The organism is Pseudomonas sp. GW821-FHT04D07, assembly GCF_059420225.1.
In genome coordinates, this window is the sequence record NZ_JBWKTH010000001.1 from 653,193 (window position 1) to 676,310 (window position 23,118).

Below are 23,118 nucleotides of genomic sequence, written 5' to 3' on the forward strand. Positions count from 1 at the left end.
GTCCGCCGCCGTGCCTAACGGAGTGTTTATGGTAGTCAAGGTCCTGGTGGTGGATGATTCGGGGTTTTTCCGCCGCCGCGTCTCGGAAATCCTTTCGGCGGATCCGAGCATCCAGGTCGTCGGTACGGCGACCAACGGTAAAGAAGCCATCGATCAGGCCCTGGCCCTCAAGCCGGACGTGATCACCATGGACTACGAGATGCCGATGATGGACGGCATCACGGCGGTGCGGCATATCATGCAGCGCTGCCCGACTCCGGTATTGATGTTCTCGTCCCTGACCCACGAAGGCGCCCGAGTGACCCTCGATGCGCTGGACGCCGGGGCCGTGGATTTCCTGCCGAAGAATTTCGAAGACATCTCGCGCAATCCCGAGAAGGTCAAGCAACTGTTGTGCGAGAAGGTTCACAGCATCTCGCGCAGTAACCGTCGCTTCAGCAGTGTTCCCGCCGCCGCGCCGTCTCCGGCCGTTACGCCGACACCGGCGTCCGGCAGCTATGGCAGCCCGGCTCCGGCGCCCGTGCGGACCACCCCGGTGGCCAGTCGTGCCCCGGCCCCGGCCCCGGCCCCGACACAGGCTTCGGTATCGACTTCCGGGGCACCGAAGCGCAAAGCCTACAAGCTGGTCGCCATCGGTACGTCCACCGGTGGTCCGGTGGCCTTGCAACGGGTCCTGACCCAGTTGCCGGCCAGCTTCCCGGCGCCCATCGTGTTGATCCAGCACATGCCGGCGGCCTTCACCAAGGCCTTTGCCGAACGTCTGGACAAGCTCTGCCAGATCAATGTCAAGGAAGCCGAGGATGGTGACATCCTGCGTCCCGGCCTGGCCTTGCTCGCGCCAGGTGGCAAGCAGATGATGATCGACGGGCGCGGCGCGGTGAAAATCCTGCCGGGTGATGAGCGTCTGAACTACAAGCCCTGTGTGGATATCACCTTCGGTTCCGCGGCCAAGTCCTATGGCGACAAAGTTCTGGCGGTGGTGCTCACCGGCATGGGCGCCGACGGCCGCGAAGGTGCGCGTCTGCTCAAGCAGGGTGGCAGTGCGATCTGGGCCCAGGACGAAGCCAGTTGCGTGATCTACGGCATGCCCATGGCCATCGTCAAAGCTGAGCTGGCCGATGCGGTCTACAGTCTGGATGAAATCGGCAAGCATCTGGTCGAGGCCTGCCTCTGATGGATGTGTTGAGCCTTATCGGGATTATCCTGGCGTTTGTCGCCATCATTGGTGGCAATTTCCTCGAAGGGGGTCACCTTGGGGCCCTGGCCAACGGTCCGGCGGCCTTGATCGTGCTGGGTGGGACCATCGGCGCGGCCTTGCTGCAATCGCCGATGAGTGCATTCAAGCGTGCCATGCAGATTCTCGCCTGGATCCTCTTTCCGCCGCGCATCGACCTGCCCGCCGGCGTCGAGCGGGTGGTCAACTGGAGCCTGACGGCGCGCAAGGAGGGCCTGCTGGGCCTGGAAGGCGTCGCCGAGGCCGAGCCCGACACCTACTCGCGCAAAGGCCTGCAACTGCTGGTCGATGGCGCCGAGCCGGAAGCCATTCGCAGCATTCTGGAGGTGGATTTCTACACCCAGGAAAGCCGTGATATCGAGGCCGCCAAGGTCTTCGAAAGCATGGGCGGCTATGCGCCGACCATCGGCATCATCGGTGCGGTGATGGGCCTGATTCACGTGATGGGTAACCTCGGCGACCCCTCGCAACTGGGGAGCGGCATTGCCGTGGCCTTCGTCGCCACCATCTACGGCGTGGCCAGTGCCAACCTGGTGCTGCTGCCGGTGGCGAGCAAGCTCAAGTCGATTGCCTTGCGCCAGTCACGTTACCGGGAAATGCTCCTCGAAGGCATCCTGTCGATTGCCGAGGGGGAGAACCCGCGCTCCATTGAATTGAAGCTGCAAGGCTTCATGGACTGATGGAGTAGACATGGCCAGACGTCGCCAACACGAAGAGCATGTGAATCACGAGCGCTGGCTGGTTTCCTACGCCGACTTCATCACGCTGCTGTTCGCCTTTTTCGTGGTCATGTACTCGATTTCCTCGATCAATGAAGGCAAGTACAAGGTGATCTCCCAGGCGCTGGTCGGGGTGTTCAGCGACGTCGATCGCAGCCTCAAGCCGATTCCCATCGGTGACGAACGCCCGGTGACGGTCAAGCCGGCCGACCCGTTGATCAAGGACAGCGAACAGACCGACGCGGCCTTCGGCCAGGGCGCCAAGGATCCGCTGAAGAGCATCGCCGACGATATCAGCGCGGCGTTCGGCGACTTGATCAGCTCCAACCAGATGACCGTGCGTGGCAACGAACTGTGGGTCGAGATCGAACTCAACTCCAGCCTGCTGTTCGGCAGCGGTGATGCGATGCCCAGCGACATGGCGTTCAACATCATCGACAAGGTGGCGAAGATCCTCAAACCCTTCGACAACCCGATCCATGTCGAAGGCTTTACCGACGACCAACCGATTCGTACCGCGCAATACCCCACCAACTGGGAGCTGTCCTCGGCCCGCTCGGCGAGTATCGTACGGATGATGGCCATGGATGGGGTCAACCCCGGTCGCCTGGCCTCGGTGGGTTATGGCGAGTTCCAGCCGGTGGCCAACAATGCCACCGCCGAAGGCCGGGCGCGCAACCGGCGGGTGGTGCTGGTGGTGTCGCGTAACCTCGACGTGCGTCGCAGCCTGACGGGGACTGGCACCGCCAATGCAAAACCGGACGCGGCCTTGAAGCGTGCTGGCACACAAACTGCACCGCCAGCGATAAAGCAAGCGGTACGCGAGAACGCCGTCAAATCTCCGGCACCTGCTCTATAACTTGGCGCTATTTCTCGGCCGGCTTGATGCCGGTCGGGAGGAATACACTGAATGAGAGTCTGGGCAGTAGCCAATCAAAAGGGTGGCGTCGGTAAGACCACTTCCTCCATCGCTTTAGCCGGATTGCTGGCCGAGGCGGGCAAGCGCGTGGTCGTGGTCGACCTCGACCCCCACGGCTCGATGACCAGCTATTTCGGTTATGACCCCGATACCCTGGAACACAGCAATTTTGACCTGTTCCAGCATCGGGGCACGGTGCCCACGGGCTTGCCCGGCCAATTGCTGTTGTCCACCAGCGACGAACGGATTTCCCTGCTGCCGTCGAGTACCGCCCTGGCGACCCTCGAGCGCCTTTCGCCGGGCCAGAGCGGCCTGGGCCTGGTGATCGCCAAGAGCTTGGCGCAGTTGTGGCAGGACTTCGATTACGCGGTGATCGACAGCCCGCCATTGCTCGGCGTGTTGATGGTCAATGCCCTGGCGGCGAGCCAGCAGTTGGTGGTGCCGGTGCAGACCGAGCACCTGGCGGTCAAGGGCCTGGAGCGGATGGTCAACACCCTGGCGATGATCAACCGTTCGCGCAAGCAGGCCTTGCCCTACACCATCGTGCCGACCCTGTTCGACCGCCGGACCCAGGCCTCCATGGGCACCTTGCGGGTCTTGCGCGACAAGTTCCCGGAGACCATCTGGGAAGGCTATATTCCGGTCGACACGCGCCTGCGCGATGCCAGCCGCGCCGGTGTGACACCGTCGCAGTTCGACGGCAAGAGCCGTGGCGTGCTGGCCTATCGAGCCCTGCTCAAGCACTTGCTGACCCAGCAACTCATTCCGCAGGTGGCCTGACGTGACCCAGTCCTCAAGTCACCTGCCTGTCCAGCCGATACCCTTTACAGGTTACTGTAACGGGACATCTCCATGGGCATACACATGATCCGTCCTGTCGAAATCACCACACGGCCGCAAGTGGCGCTGCAATCCTACCTGGATGCACTGTTGCAGGAGGCGACCGAAGAGTTGCCGGTGGAAATCGCCGCCACTGTCGAGGTGCCGGTATCGGTGCCGGTGGAACCGAGCCCGGTCAGCGAACTGGACGAGTTCCAGGCCGCCGTGCTCGAAGAACAGGCCCGCGATGCCTTGGCGGCGGCCCTGGCCGCCGCAGCAGTGGTGACGGCGCCAGCTCCGGCCCCGGCCCCGCGGGTGCTGGAAGTGCCGGTGGTGATACCGCAGGTGGTGCCGGTCGCCCCTGTGGTGGTGGAACCGGTGGTCGAGGTGCATCTGCCGCCCGCCGCGAATATCCCGCCGCCGCCGGTGCAGGGCGACGAGCGTCCGCATTGGGCGGCCGAGCCTTTCGAGTGCCTGCTGTTCGACGTGGCCGGGCTGACCCTGGCGGTGCCGCTGGTGTGCCTGGGTTCGATCTATTCGCTGGCGGGGCACGAGCTGACGCCGCTGTTCGGTCAACCGGAATGGTTCCTCGGGATCCTGCCGAGCCAGGCCGGCAACCTGAAAGTGCTGGATACCGCACGTTGGGTGATGCCGGACCGCTATCGCGACGACTTCCGCCAGGGGCTGCAATATGTGATCTCGGTCCAGGGCTACGAATGGGGGCTGGCGGTGCATCAGGTCAGCCGCTCCTTGCGCCTGGACCCCAACGAAATCAAATGGCGTACCCATCGTGGGCAGCGGCCGTGGCTGGCGGGCACGGTCATCGAACACATGTGTGCATTGCTCGACGTCTCCGAACTGGCCGAACTGATCGCCAGCGGAGCGGTGAAACACCTGCAAACGAATAAATCAGCCAGCAAACCAACGAACAAATAACGGCGGCCTCGCGGTCCCCCCGCGAGGTTCGCCAGAGCACACACCGTATCAACGGTCATTGAGGGTCAGGGGTATGAATAAGTCGTCGTCCGCACAGAGTTCCGAAGATCCGATCCTGCAATGGGTAACCTTCAAGCTGGATAACGAGTCCTATGGGATCAACGTGATGCGCGTCCAGGAAGTCCTGCGCTACACCGAGATCGCCCCGGTACCGGGTGCCCCGAGCTACGTGCTGGGGATCATCAACCTGCGCGGCAACGTCGTCACCGTGATCGACACCCGCCAGCGTTTCGGCTTGATGCCGACCGAAGTGAACGACAACACCCGGATCGTGATCATCGAGGCCGACAAGCAAGTGGTCGGCATCATGGTCGACAGCGTGGCGGAAGTGGTCTATCTGCGCCAGTCGGAAGTCGAAACCGCACCGAACGTGGGCAACGACGAATCGGCCAAGTTCATCCAGGGCGTGTGCAACAAGAACAACGAACTGCTGATTCTGGTTGAGCTGGACAAGATGATGAGCGAAGAAGAATGGTCCGAGCTGGAGAGCATCTGATTGATTCTTGAGGTCGCCGTTATTCTCCTGGCCCTGTTGTGGGTCGGGACCGTCGGGATGTTTGTGCTCTACGCGCGCAACCAGCGGTTGATTGCCGCGCAGCAGGCCGAAGGCGATGCGCTGCGGGACCAGCGCATCAAGGAACTGGCGCGGCGGGTGGATAACTTCCAGAACGGCACCGTGCGCATGGGCGAGGACCTGCACGAGCTGCGGGCCGTCGTCGCACCCTTGCCGGAAAAGCTTGCCCAGTTGGAGCAGCGTGATCCGTCGAGCCTGTCTTTCGCCCAGGCGGCGCGGTTGGTGGGGATGGGCGCGAGCGTCGATGAACTGACGCAGTCCTGCGGCCTGACCCAGGCCGAAGCGGAGCTGATGAGCAAGCTGCACCGGGGGTGAGGCGTTCGCTGTCTGCCTGACCCTGGCGCCCTTGGGTGGGCGCCACGGGGCTTGTCAGTGACGGGTCGCGATCCAGATCAGCAGGCCGGCCTGGAACATCGCAAAGGCCACCAGGCAGGTGATGGTGAAGCGCAGGCCGGTGTCTTCGCGCTTGAACTTGCTGACGCGCTCTTCCTGTTGGCGCAGTTTCACTTCCTGTTCCAGCAGGTTCTGCTCGGCGGTTTGCAGCATCTGCGCCGCTTCCAGTATTTCGACGAATTGCAGCTTTTCGGTGTTCCATTGAATGCGCAGTTCGCCGACCTGCACGTCCTTGACGCTGCCCTTGAGGTGCAGGGGGGCATCGGCATACAGCACTTCGTAACCCTGGACTTTCAGGAAGTGATCGCGGCGCAGGCGGGTGTCTTCATTCAAAGCGTCCTTGTTTTGCAAGGTGGCGCCATCGACAACGTAGTGTGCCCCCTTCTTCTGTGCCCAGATCGCCGCCTGGGCGGCCAGGAAACGTCCGATACCGCGATTCGCGGGTTCGACCTGCAAGCCGCTTTCCGGCCCGAAATGTACGCGCTTGGTGCTGTGGTCGACCCACATGTCCAAGTGGTTCTGTTCCTTGCGCACCCGTTGTCCCGGCAGCTGGATCTCCAGGCGTAGCAGGCTGCGTTCCTTGCTATGGCGCTCGGCGTAGCCGAACTGGACAAAACGCAGTGGGCGCGCACCGGTGCTGCGCTCGGTGGGCAGGGGCGCCAGGCGCAGCAACTTGAAGTGCTCGGCCTGGACGTCTGCCCATGGCAGTTCCACTGGCGGGGTCTCGGCGGCTTCGGCGGTGTTTTCGGTTGAGGCTTTGGGCTCAGTCATTCGGCAAGATCCTGTCCGTATCCAGCTTGCCGGTCACAATATCGGTACCGGCAATGGCTTATCGGCCGTTTTCGACAGGACTGTAGGTGCGAGCCATCGGCCGACCCGGCAGGGGCGGGTGTCAGTGGCGCGTCAGCCCGTCGATAAAGGCCAGGATCTGGCTGCCCAGCTCTGCGGCCAGGGGCAGTTGCGGGTCCTTGTAGGAGGCCAGCTGGCTCTTGAGGTCGTCGGGGACAATGCGCAGCACGTGGTTCATGCCGCCAATCAGCACCAGCTGCGCGTCCGGCTTGGCGGCCTTCAGCGCCTGCGCGTCGCCGACGCCGACCTGGATGTCGTTGCGGCCCTGGACGATCAGCGCGGGGATCTTCAGGTGGGCGAAGGCTGCCGCCGGGTCCTGGCGAAACAGGCTGATCAGGTAAGGCTGGACGCTGGGGCGGAAAATCGGCATCAGCGGCGCCGGGATATTGTTGTCCAGGTGCCCGGCCTTCAGGCTGTCGAGCAGTTTATTGGCCCGTAGCATCAAGCTTGGCGGCAGGTTATTGGCCAGTTGCTGGCGTACCACGCGGTCTACCGGACGGCCGCTGCCGGCGACACTGATCAATGCTGCGGCGTCCAGCTTGGCGGCCGCCAGGGTGGCGATCAGCGCGCCCTCGCTGTGGCCGAGCAGGATCAGCGGGCCGAATCGCCGGTCGGCCTTGAGTTTTTCGCCCCAGGCCACGACATCCGCCGTATAGCCTTCGATGCTCAGGGTGCGCTCGTCGGGGGCGGCGGCCATGCTGGCGGCCACGCCGCGCTTGTCGAAGCGCACGCTGGCGATATTGTGACTGGCCAGCACCCAGGCCAGGCGCTTGAGGCTGTCGGTGCGACCGCCGTCGGGGTTGTTGCCATCGCGGTCGGTGGGCCCGGAGCCGGCGACGATCAGTACCACCGGCACCGGTGCGTCCGAGCGGGGCAGCAGCAATGAGCCGAACAGCTCGCCGCTGCCGGTGTCCAGGGTGATCGGTTGTTGTAGCAGCACGGAGGCTTGGGCAAAACCGGTGAACAGGGTCAGGGCCAGCAGAATCAATCGCAGCATCATCACGCCATCATTTACAGAGTGTCGGTTCGACTCGCAACCGAGGATAAGGTTCGAGGATGAACTACGGGGATAGCCCGCGTATACTGGCACGCTTGATCTAGACTCGATTCGCGGAGCGCCCTGCATGTCCGGCAATACTTACGGCAAGCTGTTCACTGTCACCACCGCAGGCGAAAGCCATGGCCCGGCGTTGGTCGCCATTGTCGACGGCTGCCCTCCGGGCCTGGAGCTGTCCCTGGACGACCTGCAGCGCGATCTCGACCGGCGCAAGCCGGGCACCAGTCGCCATACCACCCAGCGCCAGGAAGCCGATGAGGTGGAAATCCTCTCGGGGGTTTTCGAAGGCCGCACCACCGGCTGCGCCATCGGCCTGCTGATCCGTAACACTGACCAGAAGTCCAAGGACTACTCGGCGATCAAGGACCTGTTCCGCCCAGCCCACGCCGACTACACCTACCACCACAAATACGGTGAGCGCGATTATCGCGGTGGCGGTCGCAGCTCCGCCCGGGAAACCGCCATGCGCGTGGCGGCCGGCGCCATTGCGAAGAAGTTCCTGGCCAGCCAGGGCATCGTCATCCGCGGCTACATGAGCCAGCTGGGCCCTATCGAAATTCCGTTCAAGACCTGGGACTCGGTGGAGCAGAACGCTTTCTTCTGCCCCGATCCGGACAAGGTGCCCGAGCTGGAAGCCTATATGGACCAGCTGCGGCGGGATCAGGATTCGGTCGGCGCGAAGATCACCGTGGTTGCCGAGGGCGTGATGCCTGGCCTCGGTGAACCGATCTTCGACCGCCTGGATGCCGAACTGGCCCATGCGTTGATGAGCATCAACGCGGTCAAGGGCGTCGAGATCGGCGCCGGTTTTGCCTGCGTGGCCCAGCGTGGCACTGAACACCGCGACGAGCTGACCCCTGAAGGTTTCCTCAGCAACAACGCCGGCGGCATTCTCGGCGGGATCTCTTCCGGTCAGCCGATTGTCGCGCACCTGGCCCTCAAGCCCACCTCGAGCATCACCACGCCGGGCCGCTCCATCGATATTCACGGTAACCCGGTGGACGTGATCACCAAGGGCCGTCACGACCCTTGCGTGGGCATCCGTGCCACCCCGATCGCCGAAGCGATGATGGCCATCGTGTTGATGGACCACCTGTTGCGCCACCGCGGGCAGAATGCGGACGTGCGGGTCAGCACCCCGGTACTGGGCCAGCTGTAATGCCGGGGGCGTCGCTCCCTTACTGGCGGTTGTCCAGCTTCTACCTGTTCTACTTCGCGTTGCTGGGAGCGACGGCGCCGTTTCTGGCGCTGTACTTCCACCATCTGGGGTTTGCCCCGGCGCGGATTGGCGAACTGGTGGCGATTCCCATGCTGATGCGCTGCGTGGCGCCGAATATCTGGGGCTGGCTGGGCGACTACAGCGGTCGGCGTCTGGCGATCGTGCGTTTCGGCGCGGTCTGCACCCTGCTCGCGTTTTCGCTGATCTTCGTTGACAAAAGCTATGGCTGGCTGGCATTGGTCATGGCCCTGCATGCGTTCTTCTGGCATGCGGTGCTACCGCAGTTCGAGGTCATCACCCTGGCCCATCTGAAGGTCCAGGGACAGGCGGCGCGCTACAGCCAGATCCGCTTGTGGGGCTCCATCGGTTTCATCCTCACGGTGGTGGCGCTGGGGCGCCTGTTCGAGGCGCTGAGCCTGGATATCTACCCGGTGGCGATCGTGCTGATCATGACCGGTATCGTCCTGAGCAGCGCCTGGGTTCCCAACGCCCAGCCGCCGAGCCAGGACCCGCGCGTGCCCGGCGAAGGCTTCCTGCGCCAGCTGCGCAGCCCCGGGGTACTGGCGTTCTATGCCTGTGTCGCGCTGATGCAGATGAGCCATGGTCCGTACTACACCTTCCTGACCCTGCACCTGGAAAGCCTTGGCTACACGCGCGGGCTGATCGGTCTGTTGTGGGCGTTGGGGGTGGTGGCGGAAGTGCTGATGTTCCTGGCCATGAGTCGGATCCTCGCGCGCTTTTCGGTCCGTCGGGTGTTACTGGCGAGTTTCCTCCTGGCCGCCGTGCGCTGGCTGTTGCTGGGCGCATTGGCTGATCACCTGGTGGCGCTGCTATTCGCGCAGGTGCTGCACGCGGCGACCTTCGCCAGCTTTCACGCCGCGGCCATCCATTTCGTGCAACGTAGCTTCGGCGCGCGCCAGCAAGGCCAGGGGCAGGCGTTGTACGCCGCACTGGCCGGTACCGGCGGAGCCTTGGGCGCGTTGTACGCCGGCTACAGCTGGAGCAGCCTGGGGCCGACCTGGACCTTCAGCATCGCCAGCCTCGCGGCCTTGGCCGCGGCCATTATCATTGCCACACGCATGCAAGAGGAGCGGCCATGAGCCTGACCCGTGAACAATTGAGCCTGGAAATCATCGAGGCCGGGCGCTTTCTGTATGGTCGCGGCTGGTCGCCGGCCACCAGCAGCAACTATTCGACCCGCCTGTCGGCCAGCCAGGTGCTGCTGACGGTGTCTGGCAAGCACAAAGGCCAGTTGGGCGCGGACGATGTACTGGCCACTGACCTGGCGGGCAACAGCCTGGAGCCGGGCAAGAAGCCTTCGGCCGAAACCCTGCTGCACACCCAGCTCTATGCCTGGCGGGCGGAGATTGGCGCGGTGTTGCACACCCATTCGGTGAATGCCACGGTGCTGTCGCGAATGACCCCCGGTGAGTTCATCGAATTCGAAGACTATGAGCTGCAAAAGGCCTTCTCCGGGGTCACGACCCATGAGTCCCGGGTGCGGGTGCCGATCTTTGACAACGACCAGGATATTGCGCGGTTGGCGGCCAAGGTGCAGCCTTGGCTCGACGCGCATCCCGATTGCGTCGGCTACCTGATCCGCGGGCACGGTCTCTACACCTGGGGGGCACGGATGAGTGACACCCTGCGTCAGATCGAAGCTTTCGAGTTTCTCTTTGAATGTGAGTTGAAAGTCCGTTCGCTGCGGTCTTGCTGAATAGCGGTTTGTGCACGAGCCTGTTGATTGTCTGATTATCCGGTGCGTCGGAGCGGCCGCTAGAGCGGGCCGACGTTGACCCAGTGAGGAATGAGAGTCCCATGAGCAGCCTGTCCGTTTACCACGTTTCATCCCCGGACCTCCCGAACAAGGTCCTGACCCACTTCGACGACATCAGTTCGACCCTGGCCGAGCAAGGGGTACGCTTCGACCGTTGGCAAGCCGCCGCGCCAATCCAACCCGGTGCCAGCCAGGAAGACGTGATCGCGGCCTACCAGGTGCAGATCGACCGTTTGATGACCGAGCGCGGCTACATCACCGTCGATGTCGTCAGCCTGAACAGCGATCACCCACAGAAGGCCGAACTGCGCGCCAAGTTTCTCGATGAGCACCGGCATGCCGAGGACGAAGTGCGTTTCTTCGTCGCCGGCCGTGGTCTGTTCACCCTGCACATCGGCGAGTATGTCTATGCCGTGCTTTGTGAAAAGAACGACCTGATTTCGGTTCCGGCCGGCACCCCGCACTGGTTCGACATGGGTGAGCAGCCGCACTTCGTGGCCATTCGCCTGTTCAACAACCCCGAAGGCTGGGTCGCCCAGTTCACCGGCGAGGACATCGCCCAGCGTTTCCCGCGTCTCGAAGACTGAACCCGCCACCCCACCCAGAAGGACCCGACATGCCGATCAAAGCCATCCTCACGGATATCGAAGGCACCACCAGTGCAGTGAGCTTCGTCTTCGACGTGCTGTTTCCCTACGCGGCCAGGCATCTGCCGGAGTTTGTCCGGCAACATGCCGAGCGCCCGGACGTGGCGGTGCAACTGGGGGCGGTGCGGCTCGACAGCGGTGAGCCGGCGGCGGATGTCGAACGGCTGATCGAGATTCTCCTCGGCTGGCTCGCCGAAGACCGCAAGGCCACGCCGCTCAAGGCCTTGCAAGGCATGGTCTGGCAGCAGGGGTATGCGGCCGGCCAGCTCAAGGGGCATGTGTACCCGGATGCGGTCCAGGCGCTGCGGGATTGGCACCGGCAGGGATATGCGCTGTACGTGTATTCCTCGGGCTCGATCCAGGCACAGAAGTTGATCTTCGGTTGTTCCGAGGCCGGCGACTTGTCGCCCTTGTTCAACGGCTATTTCGATACCACCTCCGGCCCCAAGCGCGAAGCCCAGTCCTATCGGCATATCAGCGCAGCCATCGGTTGCCCGGCGAGCCAGATCCTGTTCCTCTCGGATATCGTCGAAGAACTCGACGCCGCGCGGCAGGCCGGCATGCTCACCTGCGGCCTGGTACGCGAGGGGGGAGAGTTGTCCGGCCACCCGAACGTGAGCAGCTTTGCCGAGATCGATCTGGCGACACTCTAGTCCGGGCGTTAAACAGCGGCTGAGCGGCCGACTTGATTAAAACTTGAGTCGGTCTTGTGTGCTTTAAGTTGTAGGAAAATGCCTATTGAAATGTCGGGCATCCCTGTTTGTGTTTGTGGTTGCTTGTTAAATCCCCTTTCTGTGTAACTCTCTGTTTTTTGATGGGTGTTTGTCTGTGGCCAATAAGACTGGGTAACAGCTGGGCGATCTATTGAAACCAGAGGGAGAAACAATGATGAGGGTTTCCGAGAAGCTGGGTACTGATGCCGTGCACAGGGTGTCGTACAGGGTGGTCGACATTGCCGATTCGCGAGTGCGGCATAAACAGGATTTTACTCCCGGCGACAAGGAGTCGGCCCACGTCGTCGTCCTACCGGCGCTGGGCAAGCCCCGTCGGTGCCGACTGTCAAAGAGCAAGACCTTGAGCGAAAAGGAACTGGAAGTATTGCGCTGGGCGCGGGCGGGCAAGACCGTCTGGGAAATCAGCGTTATCCGCGATGTTTCCGAAGCAACGGTCAAGTTTCATCTGCGCAATATCTATCACAAGCTGGGAGTGAGCAATCGGGCCCATGCGGTGGGGGAGGCGGTGAATCGTGGATTGGTCTGACGGGGCTGCGGCAAGTTGCACGCTTGATACTGCAAGCCGAAGTCTCCGCCTTGCCCCGGCTTGCTTGTAGCGGCTGGTTTAAACCTGATAGGTCGGCAGTGCAAAGCGGTTCTGGCTTTGCAACAGTGTGATCGACGGCAGTTCACCGGGCTCGCTGGCGAGATCACGGCGAATGGCGCTGATCACCCAGGTGAGTTGTTCCGCGGTGTGCAATTGCGCGTAGGAAACCGAGCGCCTGAATTGCTTGCCGTCGCTGGCCAGCAGGGTCAGCAGAATGCCGCCGTCCGGACGCGGTTGGGTCGTGACCTTGTGGTTGGAAAATACCGAAGCGAATTTTTCCTGGATCAGGCTCATGTCTATGGACTCCTTTAGCTCATGAAGGGCATAGAGTCGTAGGTGCAGTGATTGTGCCAGTATGGAGTTTTTAAAAATTACTTATAAAACAATCGGTTAGGTTTTTGTTGGGGTTGCTCGGTCGTGCATTTTGCAAGATGGGCCATCGTGCATCCTGCATTTTGCCGATGTTCGGCCGTTCAGCGTGGCCCTGATATCGGACGGCCCGCTTGCGTTTATTGATTGTTTCTATGGAAGCGCTTGAAAAATAAGGCATGACAGCGAGCGGGGGGCTCGGGAAACTGGAGGCCTTTAATGCTCTGTCCAGCCACGCCAAGGAGAAGCCCATGTCCGACCAGGCCCGACAAATGACCGAAGATGAAGCCGCCGAGTTCGCCGAGCAGGTGTTCGACGTGGCGCGCAAGGGCGATGCGCCGATGCTCGCGGCGCTGCTGAGCAAAGGCCTGCCGCCGAACCTGCGTAACCACAAGGGCGACACCTTGTTGATGCTGGCCAGTTATCACGGGCATGCCGATGCGGTGCGTGTATTGCTGGAGCACAAGGCTGACCCGCAGATACAAAACGATAATGGTCAGAGCCCGATTGCCGGTGCGGCCTTCAAGGGCGACCTGGAGATGGTTCGCTTGCTGATCGAAGGCGGGGCCCAGGTCGAGGGGACGTCGAAGGACGGTCGCACGGCGCTGATGATGGCGGCGATGTTCAATCGCACCACGATCGTCGATTACCTGCTCAGCCAGGGCGCCGATCCCCGGGCCCAGGACGCCAACGGTGTCACCGCACTGGCCGCGGCACAGACCATGGGCGCGCAGGACACGGCGGCGCAGTTGCAGAAGATCCTTGGCTGATGCTGTGAAACACTGGAGGTCTAGCCCTGTCTTCGGGACTCCGCTGTCTCGCACAGGGTGGTGGGGGCAGGCTGATTTCATCGCCATTGAGTTCCGCCGTTTCGAGCAAACATGAAACGTAGGTCAGCGCGTCATGGGCATTGATGCCCGGTTGGATGTCGAACAGCGTGGGCTTGCAGGGATCTTCGGGGATGACGGGTTTGGAGCAGGTGAACATGAGGGCATCGAGCAAACGGTGCGTGTTTGTCGGATCTGACTCAGCCTTGTTTGAAGGGGCTTCAAGGACTTTACGCAGGTACAGATCTCTGTCGGCAGTGCTGGAGGCGGTGCGAACAGTCGGCGGATCGGGGGTAATTTTCTTGGTCATGGTGACCTCCCTATTCAAATTTAGGAGTTCGCCATTTCGTTTCCACGCGAAGGGTGGCGAACTGTGCGCGGGGTGGAAAACCGGAGAATAGGAACCCGGCACACCATAGGTGTCCCACGCACAGCCCGCCATAAAGCGAAGACAAAAAAGCCGCTTATGCGGCCATGTGCGCCGATTCCTTTACGAGTTTCCACACCCGTGTCGCTGAATTTGCAGCGCCGGTCAAACTCTAGCCCCCCGCTTTTGGCGCACGCAATATTCTCCCACGGCTGAGGTGCGAGGGAAATATAGGATTGAGTTGTGGGATTTTTCGTGACAAAGCGAGGTGCTGACGAGTTACCCTATTTACTTGCCTATCTAATATTTACGTTAATTTCTTTAGTTATTCGATGTTCCTGACGTTCGAGGGGCTTTGCTTCATAGGGTGGATTTAAATTTTTACGAGTGTTATAAGGACGTGGTTTAGTTTTGCTTCGTATATTTCGTGCCATTTTTCCATAGAGAAATTTTGTATTGTGTACGAGTCGTTGCTGTCGTTGTGACATATGACGCAGCGCAAGGTCCCCATGACAAACCAGACTAAGAACTCTTTGAATTCGTTCGATGGTTTAGGAGTAGGATTTTTTAGTACTTTTTCTATATCGTCCACGAGTTTGTTGAGTGAGTCTGCATTGAATTTTTGCTCTTCGAATAATTCGAAGCAGAATGTTCCAGCAATAAGGTCGTCCTTGTTTTTTAGAATTTCATTCTCTAGTGCATTCATAAAGGTAAATCCTTGAGTTTGTCAGCAGCCAGGCCCGGTTCTCTTTGTTGCTTTGGCAGACTTTGCTGTATTGTACGTCCCGTCAAAATTAAACACTCCTTTTGATGAGTTTTTCGATGAAAATGTTTCTATGTGATCCTTGTGCATGCCATCCATGTAATAGTAGTCGCCAGACTTGAATTTAACACTATCAACTGTCGCTTTTTCCGTCATTTTAAATATTTGCTGGCCTTGATAGGTTTTCCCTGTCCTAAAAGATGCACGCTCCAGTATTTCGCCTAATGGGGTGCCGCTAATAGGGTTGTTGGTCAGGCCTAGTGGGTCAACCCACCCCGCCGGATTCGGTGCGTACTGGTAAAAATTCAGCAGGTAGGAATGGTCTTTATAAAGATCTGAAATTACTGATTTGAAAGCGCATGGCGTGCCAGCGAAGCTTTTGGCGATCTCACGGGCCCGTTCGCTGCGCTGCGACGTCCCGACAAGCCCGGCTCAGGTTGGTGGGATACGCAAAACCTGTGTTTGACGCTGAACGCTCACTTCTTTGACGGCTTGCTGCTGCCGGGTAGGTGCAGGTAGGACATCACGCTTTCAGTCAATTCGGTCGCCAGTTTCACGGCTTCCTTGTTGCGCGCCATCACCCCGGCCACCAGGCCTTCGATCAAGGCCAGGACTGCGATGTTGGAACTGGTCAACACGGCGTGGTCGGCCGGGGCAAAGAGCACGTGCTGGGCGATGCCGGTCAGCGGCGAGGCCGGGGAGTCGGTGATGGCCAGCACCTTGGCGCCACGCTCATGGGCAAACCGCGAGAGCTGCAAGGTGTCGAGGGAATAGCGCGGCAACGAGATCGCCAGGAGAACGTCCTGGTCGGTGATGGCCGCCAGTCGATAAGCAGCGTTTTCGTTACCGCCCTCCATGCTGATGGCGCTGGCGTCGGCGCAGAAGGGCATCAGGGTCGAGGCCGCGAGACCGGCCATATAGACGCTGTTGCCAAACCCGAGGATGTAGATCTTGCGGGCCTGGGTCAGGCAGGTGACAAAAGCTTCGAAGGTGTCGGGGTGGTTGTTGGTACCCGCGGTGCCAAGGTTGCTGATCGCACTCTCGATCTGTTCATGCAGGCCGAAGGCACCGCTGGGGCGATGGGCCAGTTCGTTGCGCAGTTTGTCCACCGGCGACACCATCTGCTGCAAGGTCGCCACCAGCTCGGCCTTCATGCCGGTGTAGCCCCCCAGGTTCAACGCCTTGGCCAGACGATTGACCGCGGCGGGCGAGGTGGCGGTGGCCTGCGCCATCTCTTCGATGGTCAGGGTCGCGGCTTTCAAGGGGTGGCGCAGGATGAAGTCGGCTACCTTGCGTAGCGATGGCTGCAGGTCGGCAACGATTTCCGCCAGTTTGCGCATCACCGGTGCGGCATAGACCGTGGTGTTCTTCGAGGGGGTCGGCATATCCGGCTCAACATGTTCGGGGGGTTGGAAGGCAGGGTGCCTGGGCATAAGGTGGGCGTCAGTGTAGCCGAAGCCGACCGTCGACGTGCAGGGCACGGCAACGGTCGGGGCGTGAGGCGAGGGTTATTTCAAGCTGCCGCAGAGGAACTGCCGGAGACGTTCGGACTGGGGCGTGAGCAGCACTTCGCGCGGGTTGCCGCGTTCTTCGACCTGGCCCTGGTGGAGGAATACCAACTGGTTGGAGACTTCCCTGGCAAAGCCCATTTCATGGGTGACCACGACCATGGTGCGTCCCTCCAGGGCCAGGTCCTGCATGACTTTGAGCACCTCGCCGACCAGCTCCGGGTCGAGCGCCGAGGTCGGTTCGTCGAAGAGCATCACTTCCGGCTCCATGGCCAGGGCCCGGGCAATCGCCACGCGCTGCTGTTCGCCGCCGGACATGTGGGCCGGATAGGCGTTCAGGCGGTGCCCCACGCCGACCTTGTTCAGGTAGTGTTCGGCCTTTTCCCGGGCCTCCTTGCGGGGCACGCCGAGGACCTGCACCGGGGCCTCCATGACGTTTTCAACGGCGCTCATATGTGACCAGAGATTGAAGTGCTGAAACACCATCGCCAGTCGCGAGCGCATGCGTTGCAGCTGCTTTGGCTCGGCGGCCTTGAGCCCGCCCGAGGCATTGGCCACCAGCTTGAGCTGTTCGCCATTGAGGCGGATGCTCCCGGCATTGGGTTGTTCGAGCAGATTGATGCAGCGCAGGAAGGTGCTTTTTCCGGAGCCGCTGGAGCCGATAAGGCTGATCACATCCCCGGCTTTTGCCTCCAGCGACACGCCCTTGAGCACCTCGTGGTCCCCGTAGCTTTTGTGCAGGTCCTGAATTTCAAGTTTGTTCATGTTGTCCACTCTGCTGAAGTCAGTCGCTGAGCAAGCGACCCTGGCGAATCGGGGTACGGCCGGCGACTTTGGCCAGCCACAAGCCGGGTTGGGCAAAACGCAGGCGTTCGCGGGCATAGAGGATGCCGTCGGTGCTGGCGGTCACTACGCTGTGCTGGTCGGTCAGTGGGTCGATGACTTCGAACAGCGGGTCGCCGACCTTGACCTGTGCGCCCAATGGCTGCAGGAAACTGACCACGCCCGGGTGCGGCGCATAGGCATATTGCGCCCCGGCGAACGGGGTGGCTTCGCAGCAGAAGTCTGGCGCGGCCGGCCATTGACCGCTGATCAGGCCCTGTTCGGCGAGGTAGCCGAGGATCTGCTCGGCGCTGGCGATACAGGGGGCGCGATCGGTGTCGGCCATGCCCCGTAACTCAATGGTGGTGGCGATGCAGGCAAGGGGAATATTAGCCCACGGGAAGCGTTGGGCCAGTTGCACCCAAGGGCTGGCACAGGCTTCATCGAAGGCATTGCCGCCGGCATCCTCGGCCAGCAGGGCGGCGCCGGCTCCCAGGCGCGCGGCCAGGGAACGCAGGCGTGACCAGTTTTGCGGCAGGGCGTAGAGCAGCATGATCGACTCGAAGTCGCAGTGCAGGTCCAGCACCACATCGGCATCGCAGGCATGGCGCAACAGCAGGCGCCGCAATCCGTCGAGTTCCGAGGTCGCCGGCGGCAGGTGCTCGATGACCTTGAGCATGGCGCCCCGAATCGACCTGACATTGGTCTCGGCGTCTGCCCCCAGCTGGCCTTCCAGCTGTTGGGCCACGGCATCGGTCAGTTGCACAAAGTCGCGATTGAAGTTGCTCCCGCTGGAGAACTCGAAGCGGCCCTGATGGGTGGCCTGGAACATCTGCCCGATGCCGATGGGGTTCGCCATCGGTACCAGTTCGATGACCCCGGTCAGGCGCCCCTGATCTTCCAGTTCGCGCAGACGGCGCTTGAGTTCGACGGCGACGCGCATGCCCGGCAGTTCGTCGGCGTGCAGGGAGGCCTGGATGTAAGCCTTGCGCGAGCCGCTGCCGAATCGAAACAGCGACAGTCGGCGTTCGGTGCCCGTGGCGCTCCAGGGCAGGACGTAGTTAATCGGCTGCATGGGGATTCCTTAGTGCTTGCGTGGCGCCAGATACGCCAGCCAATGGCGCTCGGCCAGCTTGAACAGACGCACGAGGACGAAGGTCATGGCCAGGTAGATCAGGCCGGCGGTGATAAAAGCTTCGAACGGCAAATAGAAGCGTGCACTGACGGTGCGCGCCGCGCCGGTGATATCGACCAGGGTGACGATCGACGCCAGGCTGGTGGTTTGCAGCATCATCAGCACTTCGTTGCTGTACTGCGGCAGCGCCCGGCGCAAGGCCGAGGGCAGGAGAATGCGCCGGTACAGGGTCATGCGTGACATGCCCATGGCCCGGGCGGCCTCGACTTCGCCGCCGGGCGTCGACTTCAGGCTGCCGGCGAGCAACTCGGCGCTGTAGGCGCTGGTATTGATCGCAAAGGCCAGGCAGGCGCAAAAGGTCGCACTCGACAGGTAGGGCCAGAGCAGGCTCTGACGGACCGCTTCGAACTGCGCCAGGCCGTAGTAGATCAGGAACAATTGCACCAGCATCGGCGTGCCACGGATCACATAGGTGTACAGCCAGGCCGGGAAGTTGAGCAGCGGCGAGCGGGAAACCCGCAGCAGCGCCAGCGGGATGGCCAGCATCAGGCCCAGGCCCAGGGCAATCAGCAGCAGCTTGAGGGTCAACAAGGCACCGCCGAGATACAGCGGCAGGTTTTGCCAGATCACGTTGTAATCGAGAATCATCGGTGTTCTCCACTCACAGCTCGGCGGCTTTGATGCCGACCGAATAGTGTTTTTCCAGGTAGCGCAGTACCAGCAGCGACAGGCTGGTCAGCATCAGGTAGAGCGCCGCCACGGCCAGGAAGAACGTGAAGGGCTCATGGGTCGCATCCGCGGCGTTCTTGGCCTTGAACATCATGTCCTGCAGGCCGATCACCGAGATCAGTGCGGTGGACTTGGTCAGCACCAGCCAGTTGTTGGTGAAGCCGGGAATGGCGAAGCGAATCATCTGTGGCAGCAGAATCCGCCGGAACACCTGCGGGCCGCTCATGCCATAGGCCGCCCCGGCTTCGCCCTGGCCGCTGTGAATGGCCATGAAGGCGCCGCGAAAGGTTTCCGAGAGATAGGCGCCGAAAATGAAGCCCATGGTGCAGACACCGGCCATGAACGGGTCGATGTCGATGTAGTGGGTGTAGCCGAGCGCAAGGGCCAGGCGATTCACCAGGTCCTGGCCGCCATAGAAAATCAGCAGAATCAGTACCAGGTCGGGGATACCGCGGATCAGGGTGGTATAGCCCTCGCCGAGCCGCGCCAGCCATTTGAGCGGTGATAAACGAAACGCTGCACCGATCAGACCCAGGGCAATGGCCATGGCCATGGCGCTCAGGGCCAGATTGATGGTCAGCCAGGCACCCTCGAGAATGCTCGATCCGTAGCCGTGGAGCATGATGAAGTTCCTCGCCCGAAACGCCGATGGCGCGCGGGACAAGCGGGAGAAGGGCGCCCGCATCAAGCGGGCGCCAGGTCACGGGGAGGCTTACTCGCCGTAGATATCGAACGCGAAGTACTTGGCCTGTATCTGTTGATACTGGCCGTTGGCGCGGATGGCATCGATGGCCGCGTTCAGGCGCGTGGCGTTCGCGGTATCGCCCTTGCGCAGGGCGATACCGGCGCCCCGACCGAAGTATTTCGGCTCGTTGATATCTGGCCCGACCAGGGCGAAGCCCTTGCCTGCCGGCGTTTTGATAAAGCTCTCGTCGGTGTTGACGATGTCGGCGAGGGTGGCGTCCAGACGACCCGAGGCCAGGTCAAGAAAGGCTTCGTTCTGCGAGGAGTAGCGGACGATCTCGACCCCGGCTTTCTCCAGTTGTTCGGTGGCGAAACGGTCGTAGGTGGAGGCGCGTTGCACGCCGACTTTCTTGCCCTTGAGATCCACCAACGGATCGTGGATCAGGCTGCCGGCCTTCATCGCGAACTTACCCGGTGTGTGGTAGTACTTTTTGCTGAAGTCGACCGACTTCAAGCGGTCGTCGGTGATCGACATCGACGACAGCACCGCATCGATCTTGCGCACCTTGAGCGAGGGAATCATGCCGTCGAATTCCTGGATCACCCATTGGCACTTGACCTTCATCTCGGCGCACAGGGCATTGCCGATGTCGTAGTCGAAACCCCCGAGGTTGCCTTCCGGGGTCTTGTAGGAGAAGGGCGGGTAGGCGGCTTCGATACCGATACGCAGACTGTCCTCGTCGGCATGGGCCAGGATGCTGAAGGCGCAGAGGGCCAGGGCACCTAGAAGTCCTGTCTTGTTCATATTGTTGACTCCTGTTGTTGGGGGGCGGTTCTGAAACGTGAGCGAGGTGCCGTCCGGACTGGCGTAGCGGGTGGGCCCGCAGGATTTTGTCGTGGCTATAAATGACACGTTTTATTTCATAAATCAATTTTATGAAAAAAATAATGCCAGATTCTGGCCCGGCAATGCCGTCCGCAGGCGCGCCAGCAGGGATTCAGGCGCGGACGGTCCGGCCCCAGGGGGAATTGGTGTATCCTTCGCGGCCGTCATTTTCTCCGCTGCAGGACCTGCCCATGAAAACCGCCCTCGTCGAACTCATCAGTAAAATCAGCTCCGGCTGCATGAGCGAGGCCGAAATCCTGCAGATCGCCGATGAAGCCGCCCAGGCCTATGCCGACACGGCCGGTTTCCTGGCGGCCAACCCGGACATCAACTACGACGACAGCTTTCCGATGCCCCTGGGCGAGTGGGTGGTGGTCGGCAGCTTGCCCGAGACCGTTCTTTTCCAGGCCGACACCTACATGGATCTGTTCGCCCGGATCGTCGAGTCCTTCGGCAAGGATGTGCCTTTCAACATCAAACCCAAGCAGCTGGCCAAGGTCGAAGCCTTGACCGCGTTGAACCGCATCCAGGTTCAACTGAGCAGCATGAGCCCGGAAATGGGTGGCTACGTGCTGGTGAATTTCAGTCAGTTGCTCGACGACGAACTCCAGGCGGTGCTGGTCTACGGCAATGACCTGCCGCGGGTACTGGCCCTGTGCGAGGAAGTCGGGATTGTCGCCGCGCCGTCCCTGGAAGCCCTGCGGGTCGCGCTGCACGTCTGAGCCCCCGCCGCGAGGGATCGGCAATAAAGTGAACCCTGGCACAGGCCGGCTATCCTATGGGGGCAGATCCTCATCAAGGAGCAAGACCATGGGTTCCACTTTCAACGGCCTGATCGGCCTGATCATCCTGGCGCTGGATATCTGGGCCATCCTCAATGTGCTGAAAAGCACTGCCGAAACCGGGATGAAGATCCTCTGGATCTTGCTGATCATCCTGCTACCGGTGCTCGGCCTGATCATCTGGGCGATCGCCGGGCCGCGTGGCAATCTCAATCTACGCTAGTGGCCCTGAAGGCAGGCTTGAGCCTGGTGTCGATCCGGGAGAGGGTTGTGGCACCTCTCGATGGCGTTTCGGAAATTGCCTACGCCTTTTGTTGTAGGGGGCTGATGGCGTTTACACGGATGAAGTCCTAGGTTTTGAGCAGGGTAAAAAAGCTTGGACGCTTTGCCCCCTGGCCCCTCCTGGATTCAAGGGAGGAGCTGACCCGAAACCCTACGCTAAAGGATTAGCCCATGCAGGAGATGAGTATGGAACAGGCCCAGCTTGAGAAAACCCATGTCGAGATTGCCAAGCTTATCGCCGAGCAACGCAAGCTCAATGCCGAGGCGGGGAAGATGACACGTGAGACATTCTGGTACCCGGTCGCGATTGCCGTTGGCTTTGTCGGTACCGTGTCGACGGTTACCGCATTGCTGATCAAATATCTCGTTCCTTGAGTGCAGAAGCCGACGACCTGTGCCCAGCGAAGGTTCGACCTGTCATCGTTCGCAACGTAGAATGCGCGCCTTTCTCGGATTATCGCGGCAATGGCCATTAGCGCCCGTTGCTTGTTCGATAGCCCGCCATGGGCGGGTAACCGTCCGTTGTCACTCGCATTCACCGGAGCACTTCCCATGAGCAATACGCCTGAAACCCACTACCAGGAAACCCTCTACGAAGGCTACGGCCAGCGCTTTCGCATGGACAAGCTGCTGCACGAAGTGCGCACCGAGCACCAGCACCTGGTGATTTTCGAAAACGCCCGCATGGGTCGGGTCATGGCCCTGGACGGTGTCATCCAGACCACCGAAGCCGACGAATTCATCTACCACGAAATGCTCACCCATGTGCCGATCCTCGCCCATGGCAGCGCCAAGCGCGTGCTGATCATTGGCGGTGGCGACGGCGGCATGCTGCGTGAAGTGGCCAAGCACCGCGGCGTCGAGCACATCACCATGGTCGAGATCGACGCCACCGTGGTCGACATGTGCAAGCAGTTCCTGCCGGAGCATTCCAAGGGCGCGTTCGACGACGCACGGCTGAACCTGGTGATCGACGACGGCATGCGTTTTGTCGCCACCACCGAGGAAAAGTTCGACGTCATCATCTCCGATTCCACCGATCCGATCGGTCCCGGGGAAGTGCTGTTCTCCGAAAACTTCTACCAGGCCTGTCGGCGCTGCCTGAACGAAGGTGGCATTCTGGTGACCCAGAATGGCACACCGTTCATGCAGTTGTCCGAAGTGCAGACCACTGCGGGACGCCTGCGTAGCCTGTTCCCGGACTGGCATTTCTACCAGGCCGCGGTACCGACCTACATCGGCGGTGCCATGACCTTCGCCTGGGGCGCGACCAACACCGCGTCGCGCAAGTTGTCGCTGGAAACCCTGCGCCAGCGTTTTGCCGGCAGCGGTATTGTCACTCGCTACTACAACCCCGAGATCCATATCGGCGCGTTTGCCTTGCCGCAATACGTGTTGCAGGCGGTGAACAAGCCGAGCAACGACTGATACTGCGCCAGCC

At 61.3% G+C, this 23,118-nt stretch carries 26 protein-coding genes and 1 pseudogene; 18 read left to right on the plus strand and 9 right to left on the minus strand.

Annotated elements, in window-relative coordinates; translation table 11 throughout:
- Window positions 1–28: 28 nt before the first annotated feature.
- From AC07T0_RS03085 to AC07T0_RS03115, 7 genes are all read left to right on the plus strand, one after another.
- Window positions 29–1,174 (plus strand): protein-glutamate methylesterase/protein-glutamine glutaminase, encoded by a 1,146-nt coding sequence (locus tag AC07T0_RS03085; protein ID WP_494999794.1) that lies wholly within the window; start codon window positions 29–31, stop codon window positions 1,172–1,174.
- Complete coding sequence (locus AC07T0_RS03090; protein ID WP_494999795.1) at window positions 1,174–1,914, plus strand: flagellar motor protein; 741 nt, start codon at window positions 1,174–1,176, stop codon at window positions 1,912–1,914. Before AC07T0_RS03085 ends, AC07T0_RS03090 begins: the two co-directional genes overlap by 1 nt.
- 10 nt (window positions 1,915–1,924) lie before the next feature.
- A complete protein-coding gene (gene motD, locus AC07T0_RS03095) occupies window positions 1,925–2,812 on the plus strand; it encodes a flagellar motor protein MotD (protein ID WP_494999796.1) in 888 nt (295 codons plus the stop codon).
- Between the two features lie 51 nt (window positions 2,813–2,863).
- Window positions 2,864–3,652 (plus strand): ParA family protein, encoded by a 789-nt coding sequence (locus tag AC07T0_RS03100; RefSeq protein ID WP_177092543.1) that lies wholly within the window; start codon window positions 2,864–2,866, stop codon window positions 3,650–3,652.
- A gap of 84 nt (window positions 3,653–3,736) precedes the next feature.
- Complete coding sequence (locus AC07T0_RS03105) at window positions 3,737–4,627, plus strand: CheW domain-containing protein (RefSeq protein ID WP_494999797.1); 891 nt, start codon at window positions 3,737–3,739, stop codon at window positions 4,625–4,627.
- 73 nt (window positions 4,628–4,700) lie between these two features.
- Entirely contained in the window at window positions 4,701–5,183 is a 483-nt protein-coding gene (locus tag AC07T0_RS03110) for a chemotaxis protein CheW (RefSeq protein WP_040069887.1), read from the plus strand.
- Complete coding sequence (locus tag AC07T0_RS03115) at window positions 5,184–5,576, plus strand: DUF2802 domain-containing protein (RefSeq protein WP_494999798.1); 393 nt, start codon at window positions 5,184–5,186, stop codon at window positions 5,574–5,576. It abuts the gene before it with no gap.
- Window positions 5,577–5,630: 54 nt separating this feature from the next.
- Here the strand turns inward: AC07T0_RS03115 and AC07T0_RS03120 are convergent, their stop codons facing one another.
- Window positions 5,631–6,425, minus strand: coding sequence for a hypothetical protein (locus AC07T0_RS03120; RefSeq protein ID WP_494999799.1), 795 nt, complete (start codon window positions 6,423–6,425; stop codon window positions 5,631–5,633).
- 121 nt (window positions 6,426–6,546) lie between these two features.
- A complete protein-coding gene (locus AC07T0_RS03125) occupies window positions 6,547–7,503 on the minus strand; it encodes an alpha/beta hydrolase (RefSeq protein WP_494999800.1) in 957 nt (318 codons plus the stop codon).
- A 124-nt stretch (window positions 7,504–7,627) separates the two neighbouring features.
- Here AC07T0_RS03125 and aroC point away from each other — a divergent pair, with 124 nt between their 5' ends.
- The 6 genes and pseudogenes from aroC to AC07T0_RS03155 all read left to right on the plus strand — a co-directional run.
- Window positions 7,628–8,719: a chorismate synthase gene (aroC, locus tag AC07T0_RS03130; protein WP_494999801.1), complete on the plus strand. Its 1,092-nt coding sequence runs from the start codon at window positions 7,628–7,630 to the stop codon at window positions 8,717–8,719.
- Window positions 8,719–9,879 carry an MFS transporter gene (locus tag AC07T0_RS03135; RefSeq protein ID WP_494999802.1) on the plus strand — a complete coding sequence of 387 codons (1,161 nt, stop codon included), beginning with the start codon at window positions 8,719–8,721 and terminating at the stop codon, window positions 9,877–9,879. The genes aroC and AC07T0_RS03135 overlap by 1 nt, the downstream gene beginning before the upstream one ends.
- Window positions 9,876–10,496: a methylthioribulose 1-phosphate dehydratase gene (locus tag AC07T0_RS03140; protein ID WP_494999803.1), complete on the plus strand. Its 621-nt coding sequence runs from the start codon at window positions 9,876–9,878 to the stop codon at window positions 10,494–10,496. The genes AC07T0_RS03135 and AC07T0_RS03140 overlap by 4 nt, the downstream gene beginning before the upstream one ends.
- Window positions 10,497–10,597: 101 nt before the next feature.
- Window positions 10,598–11,143, plus strand: a complete 546-nt coding sequence (locus AC07T0_RS03145; protein WP_494999804.1) for a 1,2-dihydroxy-3-keto-5-methylthiopentene dioxygenase — start codon at window positions 10,598–10,600, stop codon at window positions 11,141–11,143.
- Between the two features lie 29 nt (window positions 11,144–11,172).
- Window positions 11,173–11,856 carry an acireductone synthase gene (gene mtnC, locus AC07T0_RS03150; RefSeq protein ID WP_494999805.1) on the plus strand — a complete coding sequence of 228 codons (684 nt, stop codon included), beginning with the start codon at window positions 11,173–11,175 and terminating at the stop codon, window positions 11,854–11,856.
- A gap of 427 nt (window positions 11,857–12,283) precedes the next feature.
- A pseudogene (locus tag AC07T0_RS03155) lies at window positions 12,284–12,463 on the plus strand (helix-turn-helix domain-containing protein); the annotation flags it as partial.
- Between the two features lie 78 nt (window positions 12,464–12,541).
- Here AC07T0_RS03155 and AC07T0_RS03160 read toward each other — a convergent pair.
- The gene (locus AC07T0_RS03160) at window positions 12,542–12,817 is read right to left on the minus strand and encodes a DUF3509 domain-containing protein (protein WP_494999806.1); all 276 of its coding nucleotides are present in this window, start codon (window positions 12,815–12,817) and stop codon (window positions 12,542–12,544) included.
- A 326-nt stretch (window positions 12,818–13,143) separates the two neighbouring features.
- Here AC07T0_RS03160 and AC07T0_RS03165 point away from each other — a divergent pair, with 326 nt between their 5' ends.
- Complete coding sequence (locus AC07T0_RS03165; protein ID WP_100939051.1) at window positions 13,144–13,662, plus strand: ankyrin repeat domain-containing protein; 519 nt, start codon at window positions 13,144–13,146, stop codon at window positions 13,660–13,662.
- A 1,663-nt stretch (window positions 13,663–15,325) separates the two neighbouring features.
- Here AC07T0_RS03165 and AC07T0_RS03170 read toward each other — a convergent pair.
- The 6 genes from AC07T0_RS03170 to AC07T0_RS03195 all read right to left on the minus strand — a co-directional run bounded on the left by AC07T0_RS03170 (window position 15,326) and on the right by AC07T0_RS03195 (window position 20,532).
- A complete protein-coding gene (locus tag AC07T0_RS03170) occupies window positions 15,326–16,234 on the minus strand; it encodes a MurR/RpiR family transcriptional regulator (protein ID WP_494999807.1) in 909 nt (302 codons plus the stop codon).
- A 123-nt stretch (window positions 16,235–16,357) separates the two neighbouring features.
- The gene (locus AC07T0_RS03175; RefSeq protein WP_494999808.1) at window positions 16,358–17,122 is read right to left on the minus strand and encodes an ABC transporter ATP-binding protein; all 765 of its coding nucleotides are present in this window, start codon (window positions 17,120–17,122) and stop codon (window positions 16,358–16,360) included.
- Window positions 17,123–17,141: 19 nt separating this feature from the next.
- Window positions 17,142–18,254 (minus strand): succinylglutamate desuccinylase/aspartoacylase family protein, encoded by a 1,113-nt coding sequence (locus AC07T0_RS03180; RefSeq protein ID WP_494999809.1) that lies wholly within the window; start codon window positions 18,252–18,254, stop codon window positions 17,142–17,144.
- 9 nt (window positions 18,255–18,263) lie between these two features.
- The gene (locus AC07T0_RS03185; RefSeq protein ID WP_494999810.1) at window positions 18,264–18,962 is read right to left on the minus strand and encodes an ABC transporter permease; all 699 of its coding nucleotides are present in this window, start codon (window positions 18,960–18,962) and stop codon (window positions 18,264–18,266) included.
- 13 nt (window positions 18,963–18,975) lie between these two features.
- Window positions 18,976–19,665, minus strand: coding sequence for an ABC transporter permease (locus tag AC07T0_RS03190; RefSeq protein ID WP_494999811.1), 690 nt, complete (start codon window positions 19,663–19,665; stop codon window positions 18,976–18,978).
- Between the two features lie 90 nt (window positions 19,666–19,755).
- A complete protein-coding gene (locus AC07T0_RS03195; RefSeq protein ID WP_494999812.1) occupies window positions 19,756–20,532 on the minus strand; it encodes an ABC transporter substrate-binding protein in 777 nt (258 codons plus the stop codon).
- A 272-nt stretch (window positions 20,533–20,804) separates the two neighbouring features.
- Here AC07T0_RS03195 and AC07T0_RS03200 point away from each other — a divergent pair, with 272 nt between their 5' ends.
- From AC07T0_RS03200 to speE, 4 genes are all read left to right on the plus strand, one after another.
- Complete coding sequence (locus AC07T0_RS03200) at window positions 20,805–21,335, plus strand: hypothetical protein (RefSeq protein WP_494999813.1); 531 nt, start codon at window positions 20,805–20,807, stop codon at window positions 21,333–21,335.
- Between the two features lie 88 nt (window positions 21,336–21,423).
- On the plus strand, window positions 21,424–21,618 hold the full coding sequence (locus AC07T0_RS03205) for a PLDc N-terminal domain-containing protein (protein ID WP_494999814.1): 195 nt from the start codon (window positions 21,424–21,426) through the stop codon (window positions 21,616–21,618).
- Between the two features lie 245 nt (window positions 21,619–21,863).
- Window positions 21,864–22,052 carry a hypothetical protein gene (locus tag AC07T0_RS03210; protein WP_191488733.1) on the plus strand — a complete coding sequence of 63 codons (189 nt, stop codon included), beginning with the start codon at window positions 21,864–21,866 and terminating at the stop codon, window positions 22,050–22,052.
- 177 nt (window positions 22,053–22,229) lie between these two features.
- On the plus strand, window positions 22,230–23,105 hold the full coding sequence (gene speE / locus AC07T0_RS03215; protein WP_494999815.1) for a polyamine aminopropyltransferase: 876 nt from the start codon (window positions 22,230–22,232) through the stop codon (window positions 23,103–23,105).
- Window positions 23,106–23,118 lie beyond the last annotated feature (13 nt).